Source organism: Streptomyces paludis, from assembly GCF_003344965.1.
In the GTDB taxonomy this organism is placed as follows: Bacteria; Actinomycetota; Actinomycetes; order Streptomycetales; family Streptomycetaceae; genus Streptomyces; species Streptomyces paludis.
Window position 1 is genome coordinate 1364252 of the sequence record NZ_CP031194.1, and the last position, 21768, is coordinate 1386019.

The 21768-nt window shown below is 70.1% G+C and carries 15 protein-coding genes, 1 tRNA gene and 1 pseudogene; 9 read left to right on the plus strand and 8 right to left on the minus strand.

What is annotated here, in order from left to right; genetic code table 11:
- Positions 1-85: 85 nt before the first annotated feature.
- The 4 genes from DVK44_RS05920 to DVK44_RS05935 are packed head-to-tail and all read left to right on the plus strand — an operon-like array spanning position 86 to position 4551.
- A complete protein-coding gene (locus DVK44_RS05920; RefSeq protein ID WP_114658671.1) occupies positions 86-1015 on the plus strand; it encodes a branched-chain amino acid ABC transporter permease in 930 nt (309 codons plus the stop codon).
- Between the two features lie 4 nt (positions 1016-1019).
- Positions 1020-2819 carry a branched-chain amino acid ABC transporter permease gene (locus DVK44_RS05925; RefSeq protein ID WP_114658672.1) on the plus strand — a complete coding sequence of 600 codons (1800 nt, stop codon included), beginning with the start codon at positions 1020-1022 and terminating at the stop codon, positions 2817-2819.
- 5 nt (positions 2820-2824) lie between these two features.
- Positions 2825-3838 (plus strand): ABC transporter ATP-binding protein, encoded by a 1014-nt coding sequence (locus DVK44_RS05930; protein WP_114664929.1) that lies wholly within the window; start codon positions 2825-2827, stop codon positions 3836-3838.
- Positions 3835-4551 (plus strand): ABC transporter ATP-binding protein, encoded by a 717-nt coding sequence (locus DVK44_RS05935; protein WP_114658673.1) that lies wholly within the window; start codon positions 3835-3837, stop codon positions 4549-4551. Before DVK44_RS05930 ends, DVK44_RS05935 begins: the two co-directional genes overlap by 4 nt.
- An 88-nt stretch (positions 4552-4639) precedes the next feature.
- On the opposite strand, the gene DVK44_RS05940 is transcribed toward DVK44_RS05935, so the two are convergent.
- The gene (locus DVK44_RS05940; protein ID WP_114658674.1) at positions 4640-5299 is read right to left on the minus strand and encodes an ANTAR domain-containing response regulator; all 660 of its coding nucleotides are present in this window, start codon (positions 5297-5299) and stop codon (positions 4640-4642) included.
- 99 nt (positions 5300-5398) lie between these two features.
- Here DVK44_RS05940 and DVK44_RS05945 point away from each other — a divergent pair.
- A tRNA-Leu gene (locus tag DVK44_RS05945) sits at positions 5399-5473 on the plus strand.
- A gap of 60 nt (positions 5474-5533) precedes the next feature.
- On the opposite strand, the gene pyk is transcribed toward DVK44_RS05945, so the two are convergent.
- Both pyk and DVK44_RS05955 read right to left on the minus strand, forming a co-directional pair.
- Positions 5534-6967: a pyruvate kinase gene (pyk, locus tag DVK44_RS05950; protein WP_114658675.1), complete on the minus strand. Its 1434-nt coding sequence runs from the start codon at positions 6965-6967 to the stop codon at positions 5534-5536.
- Positions 6968-7121: 154 nt separating this feature from the next.
- Complete coding sequence (locus DVK44_RS05955; RefSeq protein WP_114658676.1) at positions 7122-7856, minus strand: SIMPL domain-containing protein; 735 nt, start codon at positions 7854-7856, stop codon at positions 7122-7124.
- Between the two features lie 199 nt (positions 7857-8055).
- Here DVK44_RS05955 and DVK44_RS05960 point away from each other — a divergent pair, with 199 nt between their 5' ends.
- Complete coding sequence (locus DVK44_RS05960) at positions 8056-9873, plus strand: bifunctional metallophosphatase/5'-nucleotidase (protein WP_114658677.1); 1818 nt, start codon at positions 8056-8058, stop codon at positions 9871-9873.
- A 37-nt stretch (positions 9874-9910) separates the two neighbouring features.
- Here DVK44_RS05960 and DVK44_RS05965 read toward each other — a convergent pair whose 3' ends face one another.
- The 4 genes and pseudogenes from DVK44_RS05965 to DVK44_RS05980 form a co-directional block, all read right to left on the minus strand.
- Positions 9911-11332: a lysine N(6)-hydroxylase/L-ornithine N(5)-oxygenase family protein gene (locus DVK44_RS05965; protein WP_114658678.1), complete on the minus strand. Its 1422-nt coding sequence runs from the start codon at positions 11330-11332 to the stop codon at positions 9911-9913.
- 305 nt (positions 11333-11637) lie between these two features.
- Positions 11638-14217 (minus strand): aminopeptidase N, encoded by a 2580-nt coding sequence (gene pepN, locus DVK44_RS05970; protein WP_114664930.1) that lies wholly within the window; start codon positions 14215-14217, stop codon positions 11638-11640.
- 200 nt (positions 14218-14417) lie between these two features.
- A complete protein-coding gene (locus DVK44_RS05975) occupies positions 14418-14786 on the minus strand; it encodes a chorismate mutase (protein WP_114658679.1) in 369 nt (122 codons plus the stop codon).
- Positions 14787-14797: 11 nt separating this feature from the next.
- A pseudogene (locus DVK44_RS05980) lies at positions 14798-15683 on the minus strand (AraC family transcriptional regulator).
- 248 nt (positions 15684-15931) lie between these two features.
- On the opposite strand from DVK44_RS05980, the gene DVK44_RS05990 reads away from it, so the two are divergent.
- Entirely contained in the window at positions 15932-17794 is a 1863-nt protein-coding gene (locus tag DVK44_RS05990; RefSeq protein ID WP_114658682.1) for a glycoside hydrolase family 35 protein, read from the plus strand.
- 114 nt (positions 17795-17908) lie between these two features.
- On the opposite strand, the gene DVK44_RS05995 is transcribed toward DVK44_RS05990, so the two are convergent.
- A complete protein-coding gene (locus tag DVK44_RS05995; RefSeq protein ID WP_114658683.1) occupies positions 17909-18688 on the minus strand; it encodes a serine protease in 780 nt (259 codons plus the stop codon).
- 417 nt (positions 18689-19105) lie between these two features.
- On the opposite strand from DVK44_RS05995, the gene DVK44_RS06000 reads away from it, so the two are divergent.
- Positions 19106-20014, plus strand: coding sequence for a hypothetical protein (locus tag DVK44_RS06000; RefSeq protein WP_114658684.1), 909 nt, complete (start codon positions 19106-19108; stop codon positions 20012-20014).
- A 35-nt stretch (positions 20015-20049) separates the two neighbouring features.
- Positions 20050-21756, plus strand: a complete 1707-nt coding sequence (locus tag DVK44_RS06005; RefSeq protein ID WP_114658685.1) for an ankyrin repeat domain-containing protein — start codon at positions 20050-20052, stop codon at positions 21754-21756.
- Positions 21757-21768: the final 12 nt, after the last annotated feature.

Below are 21768 nucleotides of genomic sequence, written 5' to 3' on the forward strand. Positions count from 1 at the left end.
CTGTACACCCATGACCGCGCGGGGGGCGCCACAGCGCCCCCCGCGCGGCCGTATATCTGACGACACCCACAACGGAGGCCCCGCGGTGAACGATCTGCCGCAGCAACTTGCCAACGGCCTGCTACTCGGCGCGCTGTACGGACTCATCGCAATCGGTTACACGATGGTCTATGGCATAGTCCAGCTCATCAACTTCGCCCACGGCGAGATATTCATGATCGGCGGCTTCGGAGCGCTGACCGCATTCCTCATCCTGCCGTCCGGCACCAGCCTGTTCGTCGCGCTCCCGGTCATGATCCTCATGGCCATGGCCTGCTCCGTGCTCGTCGCCATGGGCGCGGAACGCTTCGCGTACCGGCCCCTGCGCGGCGCACCCCGGCTGGCCCCGCTCATCACCGCGATCGGCCTCTCCATCGCACTCCAGCAAGCCATCTGGGCGTTCTACCCCAACGCCAAGAAGGCACGCCCCTTCCCCGAATTCGAAGGCGGCCGCATTGACCTCGGCGCCTTCACCATCGGCCGCGGCGACCTCTTCCTTCTCGCCGCCGCCCCCATCTGCATGATCGCCCTCGGCGTCTTCGTCTCCAAGACCCGCACCGGCCGCGCCATGCAGGCCACCTCGCAGGACCCCGACACCGCCAAGCTCATGGGCATCAACACCGACCGCATCATCGTCACCGCCTTCGCCATCGGCGCCGCCTTCGCCGCCATCGCCGCCGTCGCCCACGGCCTGCGCTACGGCAACGTCGACTTCCGCATGGGCTTCATCGCCGGACTCAAGGCGTTCACCGCCGCCGTGCTCGGCGGCATCGGCAATATCTACGGCGCCATGATCGGCGGCCTCGTCCTCGGCGTCGCCGAAGCCATGGCCACCGCCTACATAGAGAACATCCCCGGCATGTCCCAGCTCGGCGGCGGAGCCTGGAAGGACGTATGGGCCTTCGTCCTCCTCATCCTCGTCCTCCTGCTGCGGCCCCAGGGGTTGCTCGGCCAACGAGTAGCGGACAGGGCGTGACGACATGACCACCACCGAACAGACCACCGCGCCCGTCGCCCCGCGACCGGCCACCGGCATCATCCCGCTGCCTCCCGCCGCCGCCCGTACGGCGACCGCCGCCGGCGCCCTCCTCACCCTCGCGAGCACCTTCCTCGCCTGGACCTGGACCGCCGAATTCCCCGGCGACCTCACCGTCAATGGCTACCCCGGCGGGCTCCAGGTACTCACGCTCACCGGAGCGCTCCTCACCCTCCTCATCACCCTCTCCGCCCACGGCGTCCGCGGCCTCACCTGGCTCACCCCCGGCGGCAAGCACAGCCCCGTACTCCTGCTCGCCCTCGGCACCTTCGCCACCACCTGGTACGCGGTCATCGCGATCGCGGTCAACCTCGGCGGACTCGCCAACCTCGAACCCGGCGGCTGGATCGCGGCTCTGGCCTCCCTGGCCACCCTCGTCGCCGCCCTCGGCCTTCCCGCCGACACCCCCCTCGAAGGCGACCGGACCACCCCCTGGAAGCGCTTCACCCACACCTTCAAGGCGCCCACCCCCGAACCCGCCGCGCCCCTGCCGTCCTGGGCCGAGATCGTGATCATCGCGATCGCCTTCGGCCTGGGGCTCTTCGTCTTCACGTACGGCATCGACACCGAGTACGCCGAGCTGTTCATCGGCTTCATGCTCCTCGTCTGCTTCGGCGCCACCGCGCTCGCCCGCACCGGCCTCAACCACCGCCTCGCGAGCTACACCGCCAAGCACAAGAACGTCACCGTGACCGCGGCCTTCGTCGCCGCCTTCACCTTCCCGTTCACCCAGACGAACGACGCCTACGCCACCATCGGTACCAACATCCTCATCTTCGCCACGGTGGCACTCGGCCTCAACGTGGTCGTCGGCCTCGCCGGCCTTCTCGACCTCGGATACGTCGCCTTCCTCGGCGTCGGCGCCTACACCGCCGCCCTCGTATCCGGATCCCCCTCCTCCACCATCGGCATCCAGCTCCCCTTCTGGGCAGCCGTACTCGCCGGTGCCGCCGCCTCGCTCATCTTCGGCATCGTCATCGGCGCACCGACTCTGCGCCTCCACGGCGACTACCTCGCCATCGTCACCCTCGGCTTCGGTGAGATCTTCCGCCTCGCCGTGCAGAACATGGACGGCGTCTCGGGCCCCAACGTCACCAACGGCCCCAACGGCATTCCCAACATCCCCGAACTGGAGATCTTCGGCTTCAACCTCGGGGAATCCCACACCATCCTCGGCGTCGAACTCGGCAAGTTCTCCAACTACTACCTCCTGATGCTGGTCTTCACCATCATCGTGGTCACCGTCTTCCGCCGCTCCGACCAGTCCCGGATCGGCCGCGCCTGGGTCGCCATCCGCGAGGACGAGACCGCCGCGCGCGCCATGGGCATCAACGCCTTCCGGCTCAAGCTCCTGGCCTTCGCCCTCGGCGCCACCCTCGCCGGCATGGCCGGCACCGTACAGGCGCACGTCACCACCACCGTGACCCCCACCGAGTTCAAGTTCGTCGAAGCGGTCCCCCCGAACTCGGCCTTCCTCCTCGCCGCCGTCATCCTCGGCGGTATGGGCACCGTCAGCGGGCCCCTCATCGGCGCCTCGCTCCTCTACCTCATCCCGGCCAAACTCCAGTTCATGTCCGACTACCAGCTGCTCCTCTTCGGCGTGGCGCTCGTCCTGCTCATGCGATTCCGCCCCGAAGGGCTCATCGCCGACCGCAGGAAGCAGCTCGAATTCCACAGCGCCGACCAACCCGGCCCCGGAAGCCCGCCCAAGGGCGATACCAGCCTCAGCAAGGCGGGGGTGTGAACGACATGACCACCGACACCATCAGCCCCACCACCCGGACCCCCGCCGCACCCGGCGAGACCGTGCTCCACGCCTCCGGCGTCACCATGCGCTTCGGTGGCCTCACCGCCGTACGCGACGTCGAACTCACCGTCAACAGCGGCGAGATCGTCGGCCTCATCGGCCCCAACGGCGCCGGCAAGACCACCTTCTTCAACTGCCTCACCGGCCTCTACATCCCCACCGAGGGCACCGTCTCCTACAAAGGAAAGGTGCTCCCGCACAAATCCCACCTCGTCACCCAGGCCGGCATCGCCCGTACCTTCCAGAACATCCGGCTCTTCGCCAACATGACCGTCCTGGAAAACGTCCTCGTCGGCCGCCACACCCGCACCAAAGAAGGACTCTGGTCCGCGCTCCTGCGCCTCCCCAGCTTCAAGCGGGCCGAACGCGCCTCCGAAGAACGCGCCATGGAGCTGCTTGAGTTCACCGGCCTCGCCGCCAAGCGCGACCACCTCGCACGGAACCTTCCGTACGGCGAACAGCGCAAGCTCGAAATCGCCCGCGCCCTCGCCAGCGAACCCGGCCTGCTGCTCCTCGACGAGCCCACCGCGGGCATGAACCCGCAGGAGACCCGGGCCGCGGAAGAGCTGATCTTCGCCATCCGCGACCAGGGCATCGCCGTCCTCGTCATCGAGCACGACATGCGGTTCATCTTCAACCTCTGCGACCGCGTCGCCTGTCTCGTGCAGGGCGAAGTCCTCGTCGAGGGCAGCCCCGCCACCGTCCAGGGCGACGAACGCGTGGTCGCGGCCTACCTCGGTACGCCCTTCGAGGGCGCCCCGGGAGCCGAGGAAGCCGCCGAGGTGAACGCGGCGGAGGCATCCGCCAGCGCGGCAGCGGCGGAATCGGCCGAAGCCGCCGAAGCGGCCACGTCGGCCGCGGCCGACGCGCCCGACGCGCCGGCCGACAGCGCCGAAGGCGATACGGGCACCACCAGCACCACCGGCACCACCGGTTCGGAAGGAGACTCCAAGTGACCGCGCTCCTGGAGGTCGAGGACCTCAAGGTCGCCTACGGCAAGATCGAGGCCGTCAAGGGCATCTCCTTCAGCGTCGAAGCCGGCCAGATCGTCACCCTGATCGGCACCAACGGCGCCGGCAAGACGACCACCCTGCGCACCCTCTCCGGGCTCCTCAAGCCCGCGGCGGGCCGGATCTCCTTCGACGGACAGCCGCTCGGCGCCGTACCGGCCCACAAGATCGTGGCACTCGGCCTGGCCCACTCCCCCGAGGGCCGGCATATCTTCCCCCGTCTCACGATCACCGAGAACCTCCAGCTCGGAGCGTTCCTGCGGACCGACAAGCCCGGCATCGAGAAGGACATCCAGCGCGCCTACGACCTCTTCCCGATCCTGGGAGAGCGCCGGAAGCAGGCGGCGGGCACGCTCTCCGGCGGTGAGCAGCAGATGCTCGCGATGGGCCGCGCCCTGATGTCCCAGCCCAAGCTGCTCATGCTCGACGAGCCCTCCATGGGGCTCTCCCCGATCATGATGCAGAAGATCATGCAGACCATCATCGAGCTGAAGGCCCAGGGCACCACGATCCTGCTCGTCGAGCAGAACGCGCAGGCCGCCCTGTCCCTCGCCGATCAGGGCCATGTCATGGAGATCGGCAAGATCGTCCTCTCCGGCACGGGCCAGGACCTGCTGCACGACGAGTCCGTACGCAAGGCGTACCTGGGCGAGGACTGACGCCAGGCCCGACCCCGCGAACGACAGAGGCCCGGTGCACCGCGCGCAAGCGGTGCACCGGGCCTCGTCGTACATCCGCCGTACGGCGCTACTGACCGCCGGCCTTGCCGTTCTTCTTCTCCGCCGCGTCCTCGATGACCGCCTCGGCAACCTGCTGCATCGACATCCGCCGGTCCATCGACGTCTTCTGGATCCACCGGAACGCGGCCGGCTCCGTCAGCCCGTACTGCGTCTGGAGCACCGACTTCGCCCGGTCCACCAGCTTCCGGGTCTCCAGCCGCTGCGACAGATCCGCGACCTCCTTCTCCAGCGTCCGCAGCTCCGCGAAGCGCGACACGGCCATCTCGATGGCCGGCACCACATCGCTCTTGCTGAACGGCTTCACCAGATACGCCATCGCCCCGGCGTCCCGCGCCCGCTCCACGAGATCGCGCTGCGAGAACGCGGTGAGCATGAGCACGGGCGCGATGGACTCCGCCGCGATCTTCTCGGCCGCGGAGATCCCGTCCAGGACCGGCATCTTCACATCGAGAATGACCAGGTCGGGCCGGTGCTCCCGCGCCAGCTCCACGGCCCGCTCACCGTCACCGGCCTCACCGACGACGGAGTAGCCCTCTTCCTCAAGCATCTCTTTGAGATCGAGGCGGATCAACGCCTCGTCCTCTGCGATGACGACTCGCGTCGTCAGCGGCGGGACGTGCGACTTGTCGTCATCGTCTACGGGCTGGGGCGACTCGGGGGCGGTCACGGGGGCTCCTTGTTCCGGGCAGGGTGCTGCTCCCCATGAGCCTACCGAGCTGCGGTAAAGTAAGCCTGAGCGGGGGACCCTTTCCCCTTGCTTTCCGAGGCCCCAGTACTCCAACTGGTTAGAGAGGCCGCTCTCAAACAGCGGACAGTGTGGGTTCGAATCCCACCTGGGGCACTTTCCTTGGATTCCAAGGTTGGGTAAGAACCCGTGATGGCCATCGGCCCCGGGCACTGACTACTGCGGACTGTCGTCCTCGCCGATGTGATGCACCCGCACCAGGTTCGTGGAGCCCGCGACCCCCGGCGGGGAGCCCGCCGTGATGATGACGATGTCGCCCTTCGCGCAGCGGCCGATCCTCAGGAGCTGCTCGTCGACCTGGTCGACCATCGCGTCGGTGGAGTCGACGTGCGGGCCGAGGAACGCTTCCACGCCCCAGGTCAGGGTGAGCTGGGCGCGGGTCGCCGGGTCGGGGGTGAAGGCGAGGAGGGGGATCGGGGAGCGGTAGCGCGAGAGGCGCTTGACCGTGTCGCCGGACTGGGTGAACGCGACGAGGAACTTCGCGCCCAGGAAGTCGCCCATCTCGGCCGCCGCGCGGGCCACCGCGCCGCCCTGGGTGCGGGGCTTGTTGCGGTCGGTGAGCGGGGGCAGGCCCTTGGCGAGGATGTCCTCCTCGGCGGCCTCGACGATCCGGCTCATCGTCTTGACGGTGTCGATGGGGTACTTGCCGACACTGGTCTCGCCGGAGAGCATCACCGCGTCCGTACCGTCGATCACGGCGTTGGCGACGTCGGACGCCTCGGCGCGGGTGGGGCGGGAGTTCTCGATCATCGAGTCGAGCATCTGGGTGGCGACGATGACCGGCTTGGCGTTGCGCTTGGCGAGCTTGATGGCGCGCTTCTGGACGATCGGGACCTGTTCGAGGGGCATTTCGACGCCGAGGTCACCGCGGGCGACCATGATGCCGTCGAAGGCGGCCACGATGTCGTCGATGTTCTCGACGGCCTGGGGTTTCTCGATCTTGGCGATGACGGGCAGCCGGCGCTGCTCCTCGTCCATGACGCGGTGGACGTCGTTGATGTCGGCGCCGCTGCGCACGAAGGAGAGGGCGATGACATCGGCGCCGATGCGCAGGGCCCAGCGGAGGTCGTCGATGTCCTTCTCGGAGAGGGCGGGGACGGAGACGGAGACGCCGGGGAGGTTGAGTCCCTTGTGGTCGGAGACCATGCCGCCCTCGATGACGAGGGTGCGGACGCGGGGTCCGTCGACGGAGGTCACTTCGAGGGTGACCTTGCCGTCGTCGACGAGGACGCGCTCGCCGGTGGTGACATCGGCGGCGAGTCCTTCGTAGGTGGTGGAGCAGGTGTGGCGGTCGCCGTCGTGGGGTTCGACGGTGATGGTGAACTCGTCGCCGCGTTCGAGGAGTACGGGGCCTTCGCGGAAGCGGCCGAGGCGGATCTTGGGGCCTTGGAGGTCGGCGAGGATGCCGACGCTGCGGCCGGTTTCGTCCGCGGCTTTGCGTACGCGGTGGTAGCGCTCCTCGTGCTCGGCGTAGGTGCCGTGGCTGAGGTTGAAGCGGGCGACATCCATTCCGGCTTCGACCAGGGCTTTGATCTGGTCGTACGAGTCGGTGGCGGGGCCCAGGGTACAGACGATCTTTGCTCGGCGCATATATCGAGCCTAGAGCTTACCGGTGGGTAGCGAATTGGCCCCGCATGACTACTCAACCACCTTTGGGTGAAGGGTTATTGACAAACGTCGAATTGTGCGCGGGGTCGCTCTTTTGAGCATTTCCGGTGCGATTCATGGACGGTATCCAGGACGGTCAGCCGTTCAAATTTGGCGGGGTCATGGTAAAACGTGCGTTGACCTGGGCGTAGACCCTTTGACGTTGCGGTTCGAGGTCGAGCGGGGGCGCGGCGTCGGATGATTCGGCGGCTCCGAAGGCGGCGCGGCTACGCATGCCGGCGGGGGCGGCCATGCCGTAGCCGATGGTGTTCTCGGCGCCGAGGTCGGCGAGTTCGACAAGGGCGGCGAGCCGGGCGTCGAGGGCTTCGGCGTATTCGCGGGCGCGCTGGACGGCTTCGTGTACGGCCTGCCGGCGCGCGGAGGCGTGGGCGGGCGAGTTGGGGCGCAGGGACCACCAGGGGCCTTCGACGGCGGTGAGTTCGAGGTCGGCGAGGCGGGTGGTGAGTTCGCCGAGGATGGTGAAGTCCGTGAGTTCGACGGTGAGATGGACCCGGCCGTGGTACGCGCGGACGCGTTCGCCCCGGCCGTGCCGGGTGAGTTCGGGGGTGATGGAGAAGGCGCCCGTTTCGAGTTTTTCGATGGTGTCACCGTAGGTCTTGATGAGGGTGATGACATGGGTGTTGCGGCGGGTGAGGTCGTCGAGGGCGGCGCGGCGGTCGGTGCCGCGGGCGCCGACGGTCACGGAGATACGGGCGAGTTCGGGGTCGACTTCGAGTTCCGCCTCGCCCCGGACGGCGACGCGCGGGGTTTCGGGTGTGCCGTAGGGGGCGGCGGGGGCCGGGGTGGTGTCGGTGAGGGGGTCGGTGGTCATGAGCGGCGACTCCTGGGTGTGGACGCTGTGTAGGGACACTGTCGCACTTGGGTACGACAACGGGTCGTGATGGTTGGCGGTCATCTGATCGAAACCCTGTGGGGGTGTTGCCATGGGGGCGGTCTGGGCCAGAATCTACGCGCGTTGTGCGATGGATCGGTCGCGCGATGGTCTTGCGATGGATCACTAGGGAGAAGAAATGCCGCTGAATCGAAGGACGTTCCTGGGGACCTCGGCCGCCGCCGGGGCCGGGGTGGCGCTGGTGGGAGGTGTGACGCCCGCCCAGGCGGCCGGCGGCGGCAAGGGTGGCGCGGGAGCCGGTCATGGGGGTCCGGGGAAGCGGTACTCGTTCACGGTGATGGGGACGACCGATCTGCACGGCAACGTCTTCAACTGGGACTACTTCACGGACAAGGAGTTCGACGACGCGGCCCACAACGACATCGGTCTGGCGAAGATCTCCACGCTGGTCAATCAGGTCCGTAAGGAGAAGGGCCGGCAGAACACGCTGCTGATCGACGCGGGCGACACGATCCAGGGTACGCAGCTGTCGTACTACTACGCCAAGGTGGACCCGATCACGGCGAAGCGTGGTCCGGTGCATCCGATGGCGCAGGCGATGAACGCGATCGGTTATGACGCGGCGGCGCTGGGAAATCATGAGTTCAATTACGGTATTCCGGTGCTGCGGAAGTTCGAGGAGCAGTGCCGTTTTCCGCTGCTCGGCGCGAACGCGCTGGACGCGAAGACGCTGAAGCCGGCTTTCGCGCCGTATGTGATCAAGAAGGTGCGGGCGCCGTTCGGCCGCGAGGTGAAGGTGGCGATCCTGGGTCTGACCAATCCGGGGATCGCGATCTGGGACAAGGCGCATGTCCAGGGGAAGATGACATTCCCGGGGCTGGAGGAGCAGGCGGCGAAGTGGGTGCCGAAGCTGCGTTCCATGGGCGCCGATGTGGTGATCATTTCGGCGCACTCGGGGTCGGACGGTTCCTCGTCGTACGGTGACCAGCTGCCGTACGTGGAGAACGCGGCGGGGCTGGTGGCGGAGCAGGTGCCGGGGATCGACGCGATCCTGGTGGGCCATGCGCATGTGGAGATTCCCGAGCGCCGGGTGGTCAACAAGAAGACCGGCAAGGACGTGGTGCTGTCCGAGCCGCTGAAGTGGGGTCAGCGGCTGACGCTGTTCGACTTCGAGCTGGTGTGGGAGCGGGGTGGCTGGACGGTTGAGCGGGTCACGTCGAAGGTTCTGAACTCGAACACGGTCGCCGAGGACAAGAAGATCACGGGGCTGCTCGGTGATGAGCACCGCAAGGTCGTGGCGTACGTCAATCAGGTGATCGGTACGTCGACGGCGGTGATGTCCACGGTGGACGCGCCGTGGAAGGACGAGCCGATCATCGATCTCATCAATCATGTGCAGGCGGAGACGGTACGGGCGGCGCTGGCGGGCGGCGAGTGGGCGGCGCTGCCGGTGCTGTCGCAGGCGTCGTGCTTCTCGCGTACGGCGCGGATCCCGGCCGGCGAGGTGACGATCAAGGACGCGGCGGGGCTGTATCCGTTCGAGAACACCCTTGAGGCGCGGTTGATGACGGGGGCGCAGCTCAAGGCGTATCTGGAGTATTCGGCGAAGTATTACGTGCGGACGGCCGCGGGTGCGGCGGTGGACACGGCGAAGCTGACGAACGCGGACGGGACGCCGGACTACAACTATGACGTGGTGTCGGGGCTGACGTATGAGATCGATATCGCGCAGCCGGTGGGGTCGCGGATCGTGAATCTGCGGTTCGAGGGGAAGAATCTGGATCCGGCGGCGCAGTTTGTGCTGGCGGTGAACAACTACCGGGCGAGTGGCGGCGGGAATTTCCCGGGGATCGCGGCGGCGCGGCAGTTGTGGGCGAATTCGGATGAGATCCGGAACACGATCATCGGTTGGGTGAAGGCCGCGGGGACGGTGGATCCGTCGGTGTTCGCGTCGGTGGACTGGAAGCTGACGCGGGACGGTACGCCGGTCTTCTGAGACCGGTGCGGTCGTCGGCCTGAGGGCCGGTGGCCGTTCAGCGGACTTCGGTGAGTGGGACCAGGCCCCTCGGTGCGGGTACCGGGCGGGCCTGGTGCTGTGTGGTGAGGCCGAAGGTGGTGAAGGCGGTGCGCCGGGGCAGGGGGTAGGGCTCGGTGCCGGTGAGGTGGTTGAGGATGGTGGCGCTGCGCCAGGCGGCGAGACCGAGATCGGGGGCGCCGACGCCGTGGGTGTGGCGCTCGGCGTTCTGTACGTAGACGGAGCCGGTGACGCTGGGGTCGAGCAGAAGCCGGTGGTGGGCGTCGATGCGGGGACGGGTGGAGCTGTCGCGGCGCATATAGGGGTCGAGTCCGGCGAGGATGCGGTCGAGCGGGCGTTCGCGGTAGCCGGTGGCGAGGATGACGGCGTCGGTGGTGAGGCGGCTGCGGGTGGCTTGTCTGCGGTGTTCCAGATGGAGTTCGATCTTGGTGGTGGCGATACGGCCGGCGGTGCGGACGGAGACGCCGGGGGTGAGGACGGCGTCGGGCCAGCCGCCGTGGAGGGTGCGTCGGTACAGCTCGTCGTGGATGGCGGCGATGGTTTCGGGGCCGATGCCTTTGTGGAGCTGCCATTGGCGGGGGACGAGGTCGTCGCGTTCGGGTTCGGACAGGGCGTGGAAGTAGCGGGTGTAGTCGGGGGTGAACTGTTCCAGGCCGAGCTTGGAGTACTCCATGGGGGCGAAGGCTTCGGTGCGGGCGAGCCAGTGGAGCTTCTCGGCGCCGGCGGGGCGGGCGCGGAGCAGGTCGAGGAAGATCTCGGCGCCGGACTGTCCTGAGCCGATGACGGTGATGTGGCCGGCGGTGAGCAGCCGTTCGCGGTGGTGGAGGTAGTCGGCGGAGTGGATGACGGGGACGGTGGGGGCTTCCGTGAGGGGTTTGAGGGGGTCGGGTACATAGGGTTCGGTGCCGATACCGAGGGCGATGTTGCGGGTGTGGGTACGGCCGAGGGCTTCGGCTTCGCCGTCCGGGTCAAGCTGGGTGAAGTCGACCTCGAACAGGTCGCGTTCGGGGTTCCAGCGGACGGCGTCGACCTGGTGGCCGAAGTGGAGGGTGGGGAGTTGCCGGCTGACCCAGCGGCAGTAGGCGTCGTACTCGGCGCGCTGGATGTGGAAGCGCTCGGCGAAGTAGAAGGGGAAGAGCCGGTCGCGGGTCTTGAGGTAGCTGAGGAAGGTCCAGGGGCTGGCGGGGTCGGCGAGGGTGACCAGGTCGGCGAGGAAGGGTACTTGGAGGGTGGCGCCGTCGAGGAGGAGTCCGGGGTGCCAGTGGAAGGCGGGGTTCTGGTCGTAGAAGGTGGCGGCGAGCGGTTGGCCGCCGGTGCGGGTGATGCCGTCGGCGAGGGCGGCGAGGGAGAGGTTGAACGGGCCGATGCCGATGCCGACCAGGTCGTGCGGGCGGTCGAGGTGGCGGGGCTGGGCGGTCATCGGCGGTTGCTGCCTTCCACGAGTCGGGCGCCCGGGGTGCCCGGGGTCGGTGGTGGTGCCGATGAGCACAACGAGCCACACCCGAACGGGGTAATGGGGTGGCGGGGCGGGCGGTGAGGTCGGCCGGATTGCGCCGGTACCGGGCGCTGGACGTGGGTGTGGATGTGGGTGTCGGGGGGGCGTGGCGGTGTGTGGCGGTGGTGCGCGCGGCGGTGGTGCCGCCGCGCGCACGTTTCTCCCGTTCGTGGGCCGGGGTGTCGGGCCGGCTCACGAACGGGCTGTCGTCGGTGTGCTGTCCGGCCGGTTCAGCCCCGTACGCGCGACACCCGGCGCAGATCGTCCAGCTGGTCGACGAGCTTGCGGCGGAGCGCCGGGATCATCTCCGCGGTGTCGAGGCACTCCTGGCCGAGGCGCAGTGCTTCCTCGTCGACGGCGTGCCGGGGGAAGGCGTAGCGTCCGGCTGCGTCGGCGATGGCGGGGCCGCGGCGGGCGGCGAGGGCGACGGCTTCGGGGTAGTAGCGGGGGACGTAGGCGCTGACGAGGTCGGTCTGTTCTGGCTGCCAGAAGCCTTGGGCGGTGGCGGCGAAGAGGTAGTTGGAGAGGTCGTCGGTGTGGAAGAGCCGTGCCCATGCCTGCGCCTTGGCGTCGGCGTCGGGCAGGGCGGCGCGGCAGCGGGCGGCGCCTTCCTGGCCGGTGGCGCTGGGGTCGCGGTCGAGTTCGGCGTCGATGGCGGCGGTGTCGGTGGCGCCGAGGACGGCGAGCCGGGTGAGGACGCGCCAGCGCAGCTCGGGGTCGAGTTCGGGGCCGCCGGGGACGCTGCCGGAGTCGAGCCAGTCGTGGAGGGGGCCGGGGCGGGTGGCCGCGTCGATGGTGTGGCGTACGGCGGTGAGGCGGAGTCCGGGGTTGTCGCCGTCCTCGGTGCGGCGCAGGAGGTCACGGGTGAGGTCGCTGAGGGTGGTGAGCGCGGCGGGCCGGTCCTCGGGGGTGAGATAGCGGTCCGCGATCTGGGTCGCGGCGAAGGCGAGGACGCCTTGGACGACGGCGAGGTCGGTTTCGTACGGCAGATGGGCGCGGGCGGCGTCGAGGTAGGCGGTGGGGGCGAGTTCGGCGTCGCGCACCATGTCGCGGGCGGAGTTCCAGATGACGGCGCGGGTGAGCGGTTCGGGGATGCCGGAGAGGCTGTGGAGTGCGGTGTCCCAGGACTGGGTGTCGAGCCGGACCTTGGCGTACGTGAGGTCGCCGTCGTTGACGACGACGAGCGCGGGGCGGCTGCCGGGGTGGGTACGGGGCCCGTCGGAGGCCGGCAGATCGAGGGCGAGCTGGTCGCGGGCGACGAGCCGGCCGGGGTCGGCGGGGTCGGTGTCGTAGGTACCGACGGTGAGGTGGTGCGGGCGGCTGCCGTCCCGGACGACGTCGAGGGTCCAGGCGGGTCCGGTGTCGGTGTCGGCCGGGGTTTCGGTGATACGGGGGGTGAGGGTGTCGACGCCGGTGGTACGGAGCCACTGGGCGGCCCAGGCGTGTACGTCGCGGTCGGTGGCGCGGGCGAGGGAGTCGATGAAGTCGGCGAGGGTGGCGTTGGCGAACTTGTGCCGGGCGAAGTGGTTGTTGATACCGGCGAGGAAGTCCTTCTCGCCGAGCCAGGCGACGAGCTGGCGCAGTGCGGAGGCGCCCTTGGCGTAGGAGATGCCGTCGAAGTTGAGCAGCGCGGAGGCGGTGTCGGGCACGGCGTCGGGGTCGGGGGCGACGGGGTGGGTGGAGGGGCGCTGGTCGGCGTCGTACCCCCAGGATTTACGTCCGATGGCGAAGTCGACCCAGGTGTCGGTGAAGCGGGTGGCTTCGGTGAGGGTCTGGTAGCCCATGTACTCGGCGAAGGACTCGTTGAGCCAGATGTCGTCCCACCAGGTGAGGGTGACGAGGTCGCCGAACCACATATGGGCCATCTCGTGGGCGATGACCATGGCGCGGGTCTGGCGTTCGGTGTCGGTGACGGCGGAGCGGTAGACGAATTCGTCGCGGAAGGTGACGAGTCCGGGGTTCTCCATGGCACCGGCGTTGAACTCGGGGACGAACGCCTGGTCGTAGGAGTCGAAGGGGTAGGGCTCCTCGAACTTCTCGTGGTAGCGGTCGTAACAGGAGCGGGTGATGTCGAGGATCTCGTCGGCGTCGGCGTCGAGGTGGGGGGCGAGGGAGCGGCGGCAGTGGATACCGAAGGGGAGCCCGGCGTGTTCGGTGCGGAGGGAGTGCCAGGGGCCGGCGGCGACGGCGACGAGGTAGGTGGAGATGAGCGGGGTGGGGGCGATGGTCCAGCGCGTGCCGGCCATACCGCTCCCGGCCGCCCCGCTGTCGACTGTCGCGCCCTCGGCTGTCGCGCTGTCGGCCGTCGCGCCGGTGGTCCGTTCCGCGATTCCGTTGCCGAGGACGGTCCACTCCTCGGGGGCGGTGACGGTCAGCTCGAAGACGGATTTGAGGTCGGGCTGGTCGAATGCGGCGAAGACGCGCTGGACGTCGTCCATGAAGAGCTGGGTGTAGACGTATGTCTCGCCGTCGGCGGGGTCGGTGAAGCGGTGCATGCCCTCGCCGGTACGGGAGTAGGCCATGCTCGCGTCGACGCGCAGTTCGTGTTCGCCCGCGGCGAGTCCGGTCAGCGCGATACGGTTCTCGACGAGTCCCGCGGGGTCCAGAGGCTGTCCGTCGAGGGTGACGGAGCGCAGCGCGGCGGGCTTCAGCTCGACGAAGGTGTCCCCGGCCGCGCGCGCGGTGAAGCGGATGGCGGTGCGGGAGTCGAAGGTGTCCTCGCCGGTGGTGAGGTCGAGGCTGATCGTGTAGCGGTGGACATCGAGGAACTTGGCTCGGGCCTGCGCTTCGTCGCGCGTCAGTACGGACATGTGCCCCATGCTGCCCGATCGGCGACGGGGGCCGCATCGGGGATCTCTTCGCTCTGAGCGGAGCGAAGTCAGGGGCGCGCAGGCGCTTGGACGGAAACGGCCGGTGTACGTTGCGCCGATCACGGAGCGTGCCGCCCGAGCCCCGTCCCGCGTACCGCCCAAACACCACCTGTGCCCGGCCGGGCGGCCTACCCGTACGGTCAGCCCTCTTCGGCCCGTGCTCCGTCCGCGATCGTCTCGTGGTGGCGGATGACCTCGGCGATGATGAAGTTGAGGAGCTTCTCGGCGAAGGCGGGGTCCAGGCGGGCGTTCTCGGCCAGTTCGCGCAGGCGGGTGATCTGGCGGGCCTCGCGGGACGGGTCGGCCGGGGGGAGCTGGTGCTCGGCCTTGAGGATGCCGACCTGCTGAGTGCATTTGAAGCGCTCGGCGAGCATGTGGACGACGGCCGCGTCGATGTTGTCGATGGATCCGCGCAGACGGTTCAGCTCGGCCTGTACGGAGTCGTCGATGCCGGGGCGGTCGTCACTGGCTGCGGGGCTGGGGCCGGGGCCGGGGTCACTCGTGGTCATGGTCCGGCAGCTTAGACGGAGCGTGGACGGGCCGTGGGTGGGTGATCAGGATGCGGGATCCCGCCGTGGTGGTGCCGGGGCCGAGCGGCTCTCCTGTTCCCGGAAGCGTACGGGCGCGAGGCCGACGCGCCGGGTGAACAGCCGGGAGAAGTAGGCGGGGTCGTCGTAGCCGACGCGGCGGGCGACGGCGGCGACGGGGAGTTCGGTGGCGGCGAGGAGTTCTTTGGCGCGGCCGAGGCGGATGCCGAGGAGGTAGTCCTTCGGCGTGCATCCGGCGGCGCTCCGTACGGCCGTGCGCAGGGCGGCGGGTGTCATGCCCTGGCGGGCCGCGTGGTCGGCGACGGTGAGCGGCGCGCAGGCGTCGCGGGCCAGCGCCTGGAGTACGGGGTCGGTCGCGGCGCCCGTACCGGTGCGGGCCCGGCGCAGGGCGACGAGCAGTTCGTGTACGGCGGCGCCCGTCTCGACCTCCAGCAGCGGGTTGCCCCGGCGGGCCGCGCGGGCGATGCGGGCGACGACGGCCCGGGCGTCGGCCGGGTCGTCGAGGGGGACGACGGGCCGGTCGGGTTCGATGTAGCCGAGTTCGGTGTAGGTGGCGGTGGCCGGTCCGGTGAACGCGACGAAGCTCTCGTCCCAGCCGTGGTGCCGGTCGGGGCCGTAGTGGTGGGTGACGCCGGGGGTGAGCCAGAGCAGCGCGGGCGCGGTGACGGCGACGCGCCGCCCGTCGGCGGCGCGGAACCATCCGTTGCCGCTGCTGATGACGACGGCCACATGGTGGTCGAGGGTGCGGGGTTCGACCGTCGGCAGGGCACCGTGCTGGAGGCCCACGCCGAGGCAGACGAGGCCCAGCCGGTGGTGGACCGGGCTCGGTGTGAAGTACCGCATCCAGATGTGCCGCATCCGCCCCACCCCGCCCGCCCGCCCGTCGTCCGTCCGCCCGGCCGTCTGGCCGTCTGGCCGTCTGGCCGTCTGTTGCGTCCAATCAGAGGCGATCTTTGTCCATGGACCCGGCGTTCGCCAACGGGAAAGGTGGCCATTAAGGCGAAGCCGAGTACGGCGAGAACGACGAGCGCGACAGGCGAAGCAAGCGCGGCAAGCACGACAAGCGCGGCGACGAAGAGGTCGCCGAGGAGAGGGAGTGGGCGATCATGCCCGAGTTCAGCGTTGGTGAAGAGGAGTTCCTGGTGGACGGCCGGCCCGTACGGCTGCTGTCGGGGGCTCTGCACTACTTCCGGGTCCATGAGGAGCAGTGGGGTCACCGGCTCGCGATGCTGCGCGCCCTGGGCCTGAACTGTGTGGAGACCTATGTCCCGTGGAATCTGCACGAACCCGCGCCCGGCCGCCTCCACGAAGTGGAGGCACTGGGCCGCTTCCTGGACGCCGCGCACGCGGCCGGGCTGTGGGCGATCGTACGGCCGGGCCCGTACATCTGCGCGGAGTGGGAGAACGGCGGGCTGCCGCACTGGCTGACCGGGCCGCTCGGCGCACGGGTGCGGACCCGGGATCCGGAGTTCCTGGGGGCGTTGGAGCGCTGGTACCACCGGCTGCTGCCCCAGGTCGCGGAGCGCCAGATCGACCGCGGCGGACCGGTCGTCATGGTGCAGGTCGAGAACGAGTACGGAAGTTACGGCTCCGACGAGGTTTATCTCGCGCGGCTGACAGAGCTGACTCGGGAGTGCGGCATCACGGTGCCGTTGTTCACCTCGGACGGTCCCGAGGACCAGATGCTCAGCGGTGGCCTGATTCCGGGGCTGCTCGCGACGGTCAACTTCGGCTCGGACGCGCGCACCGCCTTCGAAACGCTGCGCCGGCACCGCTCCGGCGGGCCGCTGATGTGCATGGAGTTCTGGTGCGGCTGGTTCGACCGCTGGGGCGGGAAGCATGTCGTACGGGATCCGGCGGACGCGGCGGCGGCGCTGCGCGAGGTCCTGGAGTCGGCGCCCGGCGCCTCGGTCAATGTGTACATGGCGCACGGCGGGACGAACTTCGCGGGCTGGGCGGGCGCCAATCGGAGCGGCGAGCTGAACGGGGGCGAGCTGGAGCCGGACGTCACCTCGTACGACTACGACGCGCCGATCGACGAGGCGGGCCGGCCGACGGAGAAGTTCTGGCGGATGCGCGAGGTGTTCGCGGAGTTCCAGGAGGGTCCGCTGCCGGCCGTACCGGCGCCGTGGCCCGTCCTGGCGGCTCCCGTACGGGCGGAGTGCGCCGGGTGGGTGCCGCTGGACGAGGTCGTGACGGCCCTCGGCGGGCCCGAGTCGGTGACGGCCCTCCCGCCGACCTTCGAGGAGCTGGACGTCGATCGCGGGCTCGTCCGCCACCGCGTGGACATCCCGGGCCCGCGGCGCCCCCTGCGGCTGTCGCTGTCCGGGGTGCGGGATCTGGCCGCGGTGTACGTGGACGGTGCGCGGGCCGCGATCCGCGGCGGCGCCTCGGGCATCGAGAGCGCCCACGCGGATCTCGTCCTGGCGGAACCGGTGGCCGGTCCGGCGAGCGTCGAGGTGTGGGTCGAGTCGCTCGGCCGCGTCAACTACGGGCCGCGGCTGGGTGAGTCGAAGGGGATCACGGGCGGGATCCTGCACGAACTCCAGTTTGTGCACGGCGTACGGTCCCAGGGGCTGCGCCTCGACGCGTTCGACGACGCGGGGGCGGTGGCCGCGCTCCCGTACCGCGCCCTCACCGAAGCCACCGCGCCCGAGACCACCGACGAAGCGGAGGGCTCACCGTCCCCCGCCGACACCCGCGGCCTCTACCGCGCGGCCTTCGAGGTGCGCGGCCCGGGCGACGCCCAGCTCTCGCTGCCCTCCTGGGCCCGGGGCTTCGTCTGGGTGAACGGTTTCTGCCTCGGCCGCTACTGGCCGGCCGAAGGCCCGCAGGAGTCGCTGTACGTCCCAGGTCCCGTGCTCCGCGAGGGCGCCAACGAGGTGTGGGTCCTGGAGCTGGAGGGCCGGGGCGCGACCGCTCACGTAGAACTCGCCGGACAGACGGAGGACAGCCCGTCCGGCGAGTAGCCCGCTCGGCGAGCAGGCGGGCAGCCCGCTCGGCTTAGCCGATGGCCGTGATCGCGGACGCGGTCACGGCCATCGGCCCCGGCAAACAGCCCCGGTCGAGCAGCCGCCGCGCCGCTACAACGTGGCCGCGGCCGCCGCGATCGCCGACGCGAAGGTCGAGACCTTGGTGTAGACGCCCGGCGAGCGCGGCTGGGCGCAGCCGTCGCCCCAGCTCACGATGCCGACCTGGATGAAGTTGCCCGAGTTGTCCGTACGGAACATCGGGCCGCCCGAGTCGCCCTGGCAGGTGTCCGTGCCGCCCGCCGCGTAGCCCGCGCATATCTCGTCGGTGGTGATCACCGCGCCGTTGTACCAGGACGCCGAGTTGCAGGTGGCGTCCGAGACGTACGGGACGGACGCCTTGAGGAGGTAGCGCTGCTGGGCGCCGCCCTCGACGGCCGCGCCCCAGCCGGCGACGGTGAAGGTGCCGGTGTTGTACGCGGTGGTGGTGGCGATGTTCAGGGTGGGCAGGTTGATCGGCGTGGCGAGCTTGATCAGCGCCCAGTCCTTGCCGTACCCGTTGTAGCCGGGTGCCCGGTAGATCTTGGTGGACCGGGAAGTGACGGCGCTGCTGCTCTGGAGGTCCACGACGCCGGCGGTGGCGGTGATGCTGGTGTTGTTGCCGGTCGCGCCCACACAGTGCGCGGCCGTCAGGACGACCGTGGAGGAGTACAGCGAGCCGCCACAGCCCATCGACAGCCGGACCATGAAGGGGAATTCACCCTGCGCGGCGCGGGTGCCGCCGACAACGGGGGCGGGGGCCGCGGAGGCGGTGGTGGTGGGCTGGAGGCTGACGGCGGCGAGGACGACGGCGCCGACGGCCGCCAGTCTCTTGATGGCACCCAGGATGCTCAAAGGACTGCCTTTCAGGGATGTGGGGGTATGGGGGGTTGAGGGGGGTTCACGCCAAAAGAGGGGCTCACGCCATAAGCCCGGTCAACGCGCGTTGCGTCACCGCCGGATCTGACATGGGCCCGACAAGAAAGCGTGATCCGGATTATGCGGATCGGATCAGCCGTGCCACAAGAGCCGTCATCCAGCCACACAGCGGGGTCACAGAAAAGCCACCGTCCGCTCATCGGACGCCCATCGAAAGACGCCCGGGACGGCGCCCGAGACGGCCATCAGACGGGCCTTCGCCCCGTACCCCGCCGTACAGTGAGCGCGGGGACCGGAGCGGTCGCCCGCCCGGAGGGGTACGGACGTGACAGGGGTACGGACGTGACAGGGGTACGGACGTGACAGGGGTACGGACGTGACAGGGGTACGGACGTGACGAACGGCGCCGACGGCATCGCGCACGGCTATCCGCATCTGGAAACCGCGCGCGCCGCGATCACCGCGCTCTACCGCCGCCTCTCGGCCGACGGGATCCGCTCGTACGCCCCCGCCGTGGCCCCCGCCGAGGTCGCCTTCTCCGATCTGGACGATCTCCATCTCGGCACCCAGCGCGTGGCCCGCGCCCTCGTCCAGCAGCTCCGGCTGCCGGACGCGCGCGTGATCGTGAGTTTCCGGGAGATGACACACGCAGCGAACGTCGAACTGACCGCGGGCCCCGAGTACTTCATCGAACTCAACAACCGCTTCCGCACCCACCGCAGGGACATCGGCGCCGCACTCGCCCATGAGATCACCCATGTTCTGCTGCACCGGCTCGGGCTCACCTTCCCCGGCACCCGCGACAACGAGATCCTGACCGACACGGCCACCACCTACCTGGGCGCGGGCTGGCTGCTGCTCGACGCGTACCGCGAGGACCGCGACTCCAGCCAGAAGCTCGGCTATCTGACACCGGAGGAGTTCGGCTACGTCCTGGCCAAGCGCGCGCTCGTGTTCGACGAGGATCCGAGGATCTGGTTCACCAGCCCGCAGGGCTACACGTCGTATACGAAGGGACGGGAGCTGGCGCTCCAGGACGAGCGGCGGCCACCGCTGACCACCGCCGGCTGGTCGGGCCGCCGCCGGTACGCCAAGGACCGCGGCCTCGCGCTCGCAACCCCGCCCGAGCCCCCCTCCGCAGCCCCCTCCCCCTCCTCCCCCTATACCTTCGAGCGGCTGTCCGACGGACCGCGTGTCTCCTTCCCCTGTCCCACCTGCTTCCAGCGGATCCGGATCCCGGTCCGCGGCCGGATCCGCGCGCGGTGCGGGCTCTGCGGCACGGTTCTGGACTGCGATACGTGAGCGACGCCGCCCGTGACCGAACGTAAGGTCGAAGCATGACGAAAGACCCGACAGCGGGCGCCCGGGACGGCACACGGAAACTGTTCGAAGCGGTCTACGAGGGCGCGGACGATGCCGTCGTACGGCTGCTCCGGGCCGGTGTGCCCGCCGAGGCGACCGACGCGGACGGCCAGACCGCTCTCTATCTGGCCTCGGTCAGTGATGAACCGGGGCTGGTACGGCTGCTGCTCACCGCCGGCGCCGACCCGGACCGGCCGAGCGGCCCCGCCGACGGCCCGGCGGGCGGCGATCTGCCGCTCTGCGCGGCGGCCTGCGGCGGCCACACCGAGGTCGTCCGGGCGCTGCTCGCCGCCGGAGCCCGGCCCGACCGCCGGGAGTCCTTCGAGCTGACGGCGATGGTCTGGGCGGTCCGCCAGGGCTTCGCCGACACGGCGGAGGCGCTGCTGGAGTACGGCGCCGACCCCGACCTGCCGGGCCCGGGCGGCGAACCCCCGCTGCTGCTGGCGTCCCGGCGCGGCTCGACCGCGACCGTACGGGTGCTGCTGCGGTACGGCGCCACCGGCCGGCACGCGGCGCTCGCGGAGGCGCGGCGCTGGATGGGGCTCGATGTGGCGGCGGAGCTGCGGAGTTCACTGCTGGCCGGGTTCGGCGACGGGTACGAGACGATGGTGCGCCGCATCGACAGGACCGGCGCAGACGGGAACGGGGACGAGTACGGCGACAGGTACGGATACGGAGCCGAAGCCGGGGCCCGGGCCCGGGCCGGAGACCGGTACGAGGACGGTTCGGTGACCGTCGTCGTCGAGCTGCTGCGCGACGGTGAACCGGTCGCCGGGCAGGAGCAGCAGACCGGGCACGCGGCCGTAGCGACGCTGCTCGAAGCCGAGTTGGGCCTGCGCACCCCGTACGAGGAGCTGGCGGCACGGGCCCTGCGCTGCGGGAATCCCCGCCGGGACGACTGGATCGAGGCGGTCGGGGCGCTGGCCCGCCGCGGCGACGAGGAGACGTTCCGGAAGGCCGCGGAGTGGTGCGCGGGCGACGAGCCCGAGCGGCAGACGTTCGGCGCGGAGGTGCTGGCCCGGCTGGGTACAGAGGGGGGAACGGAAGGAACAGCCGGCGACGGTTCGGCGGCGGGTTCGGGCTTCACCGCCCGCGCGGTGCCCCTGCTGCGGGCGCTGTCCCGGGAGGCCGCGGAGCCGGAGCTGGTCCGCGCGGTGCTGGACGGTCTGGGCCGGCACGGCGATCCGGCCGCGCTGCCGGAGGTGCTGCGCCACACCGGCCATCCGGACGCGCGGGTACGCCGCCGGGTCGCGCTCGCGCTGCCCGCGCTCGTACCGCCGGCCGGCCCGCACCGCTCCACGCCCGCGGGCCACCTCGAATCCCGGAACCTCCCGGAGTACGTGGGCCGCGCGGTCCGCGCCGGTGTGCTGCTCAGCCGGGACGCGGACGGCCCGGTCCGGGACCGGGCGGTGATCGCGCTGGCCGGGATGGCGGTGGACACGTACGAGATCCGCGAGGCGCTGGCGGCCCGGCTCAACGACCCGGACCCGGACACGGCGGCGACGGCCGCGCACGGTCTGGCGGTACGGCACGATCCGCGCGCCCTGGACGCGCTGGCCCGGCTGCTGACGGACGAGGACCCGGAGGGCTCGGCGCGCCGGACGGCGGTCGACGCCGTCCGTCACGTACCGGAGGGCCCGGAGCGCCGGCGGCTGGAACGTACGCTGCCGAGACCCCGCTGACCCCGGCCGACT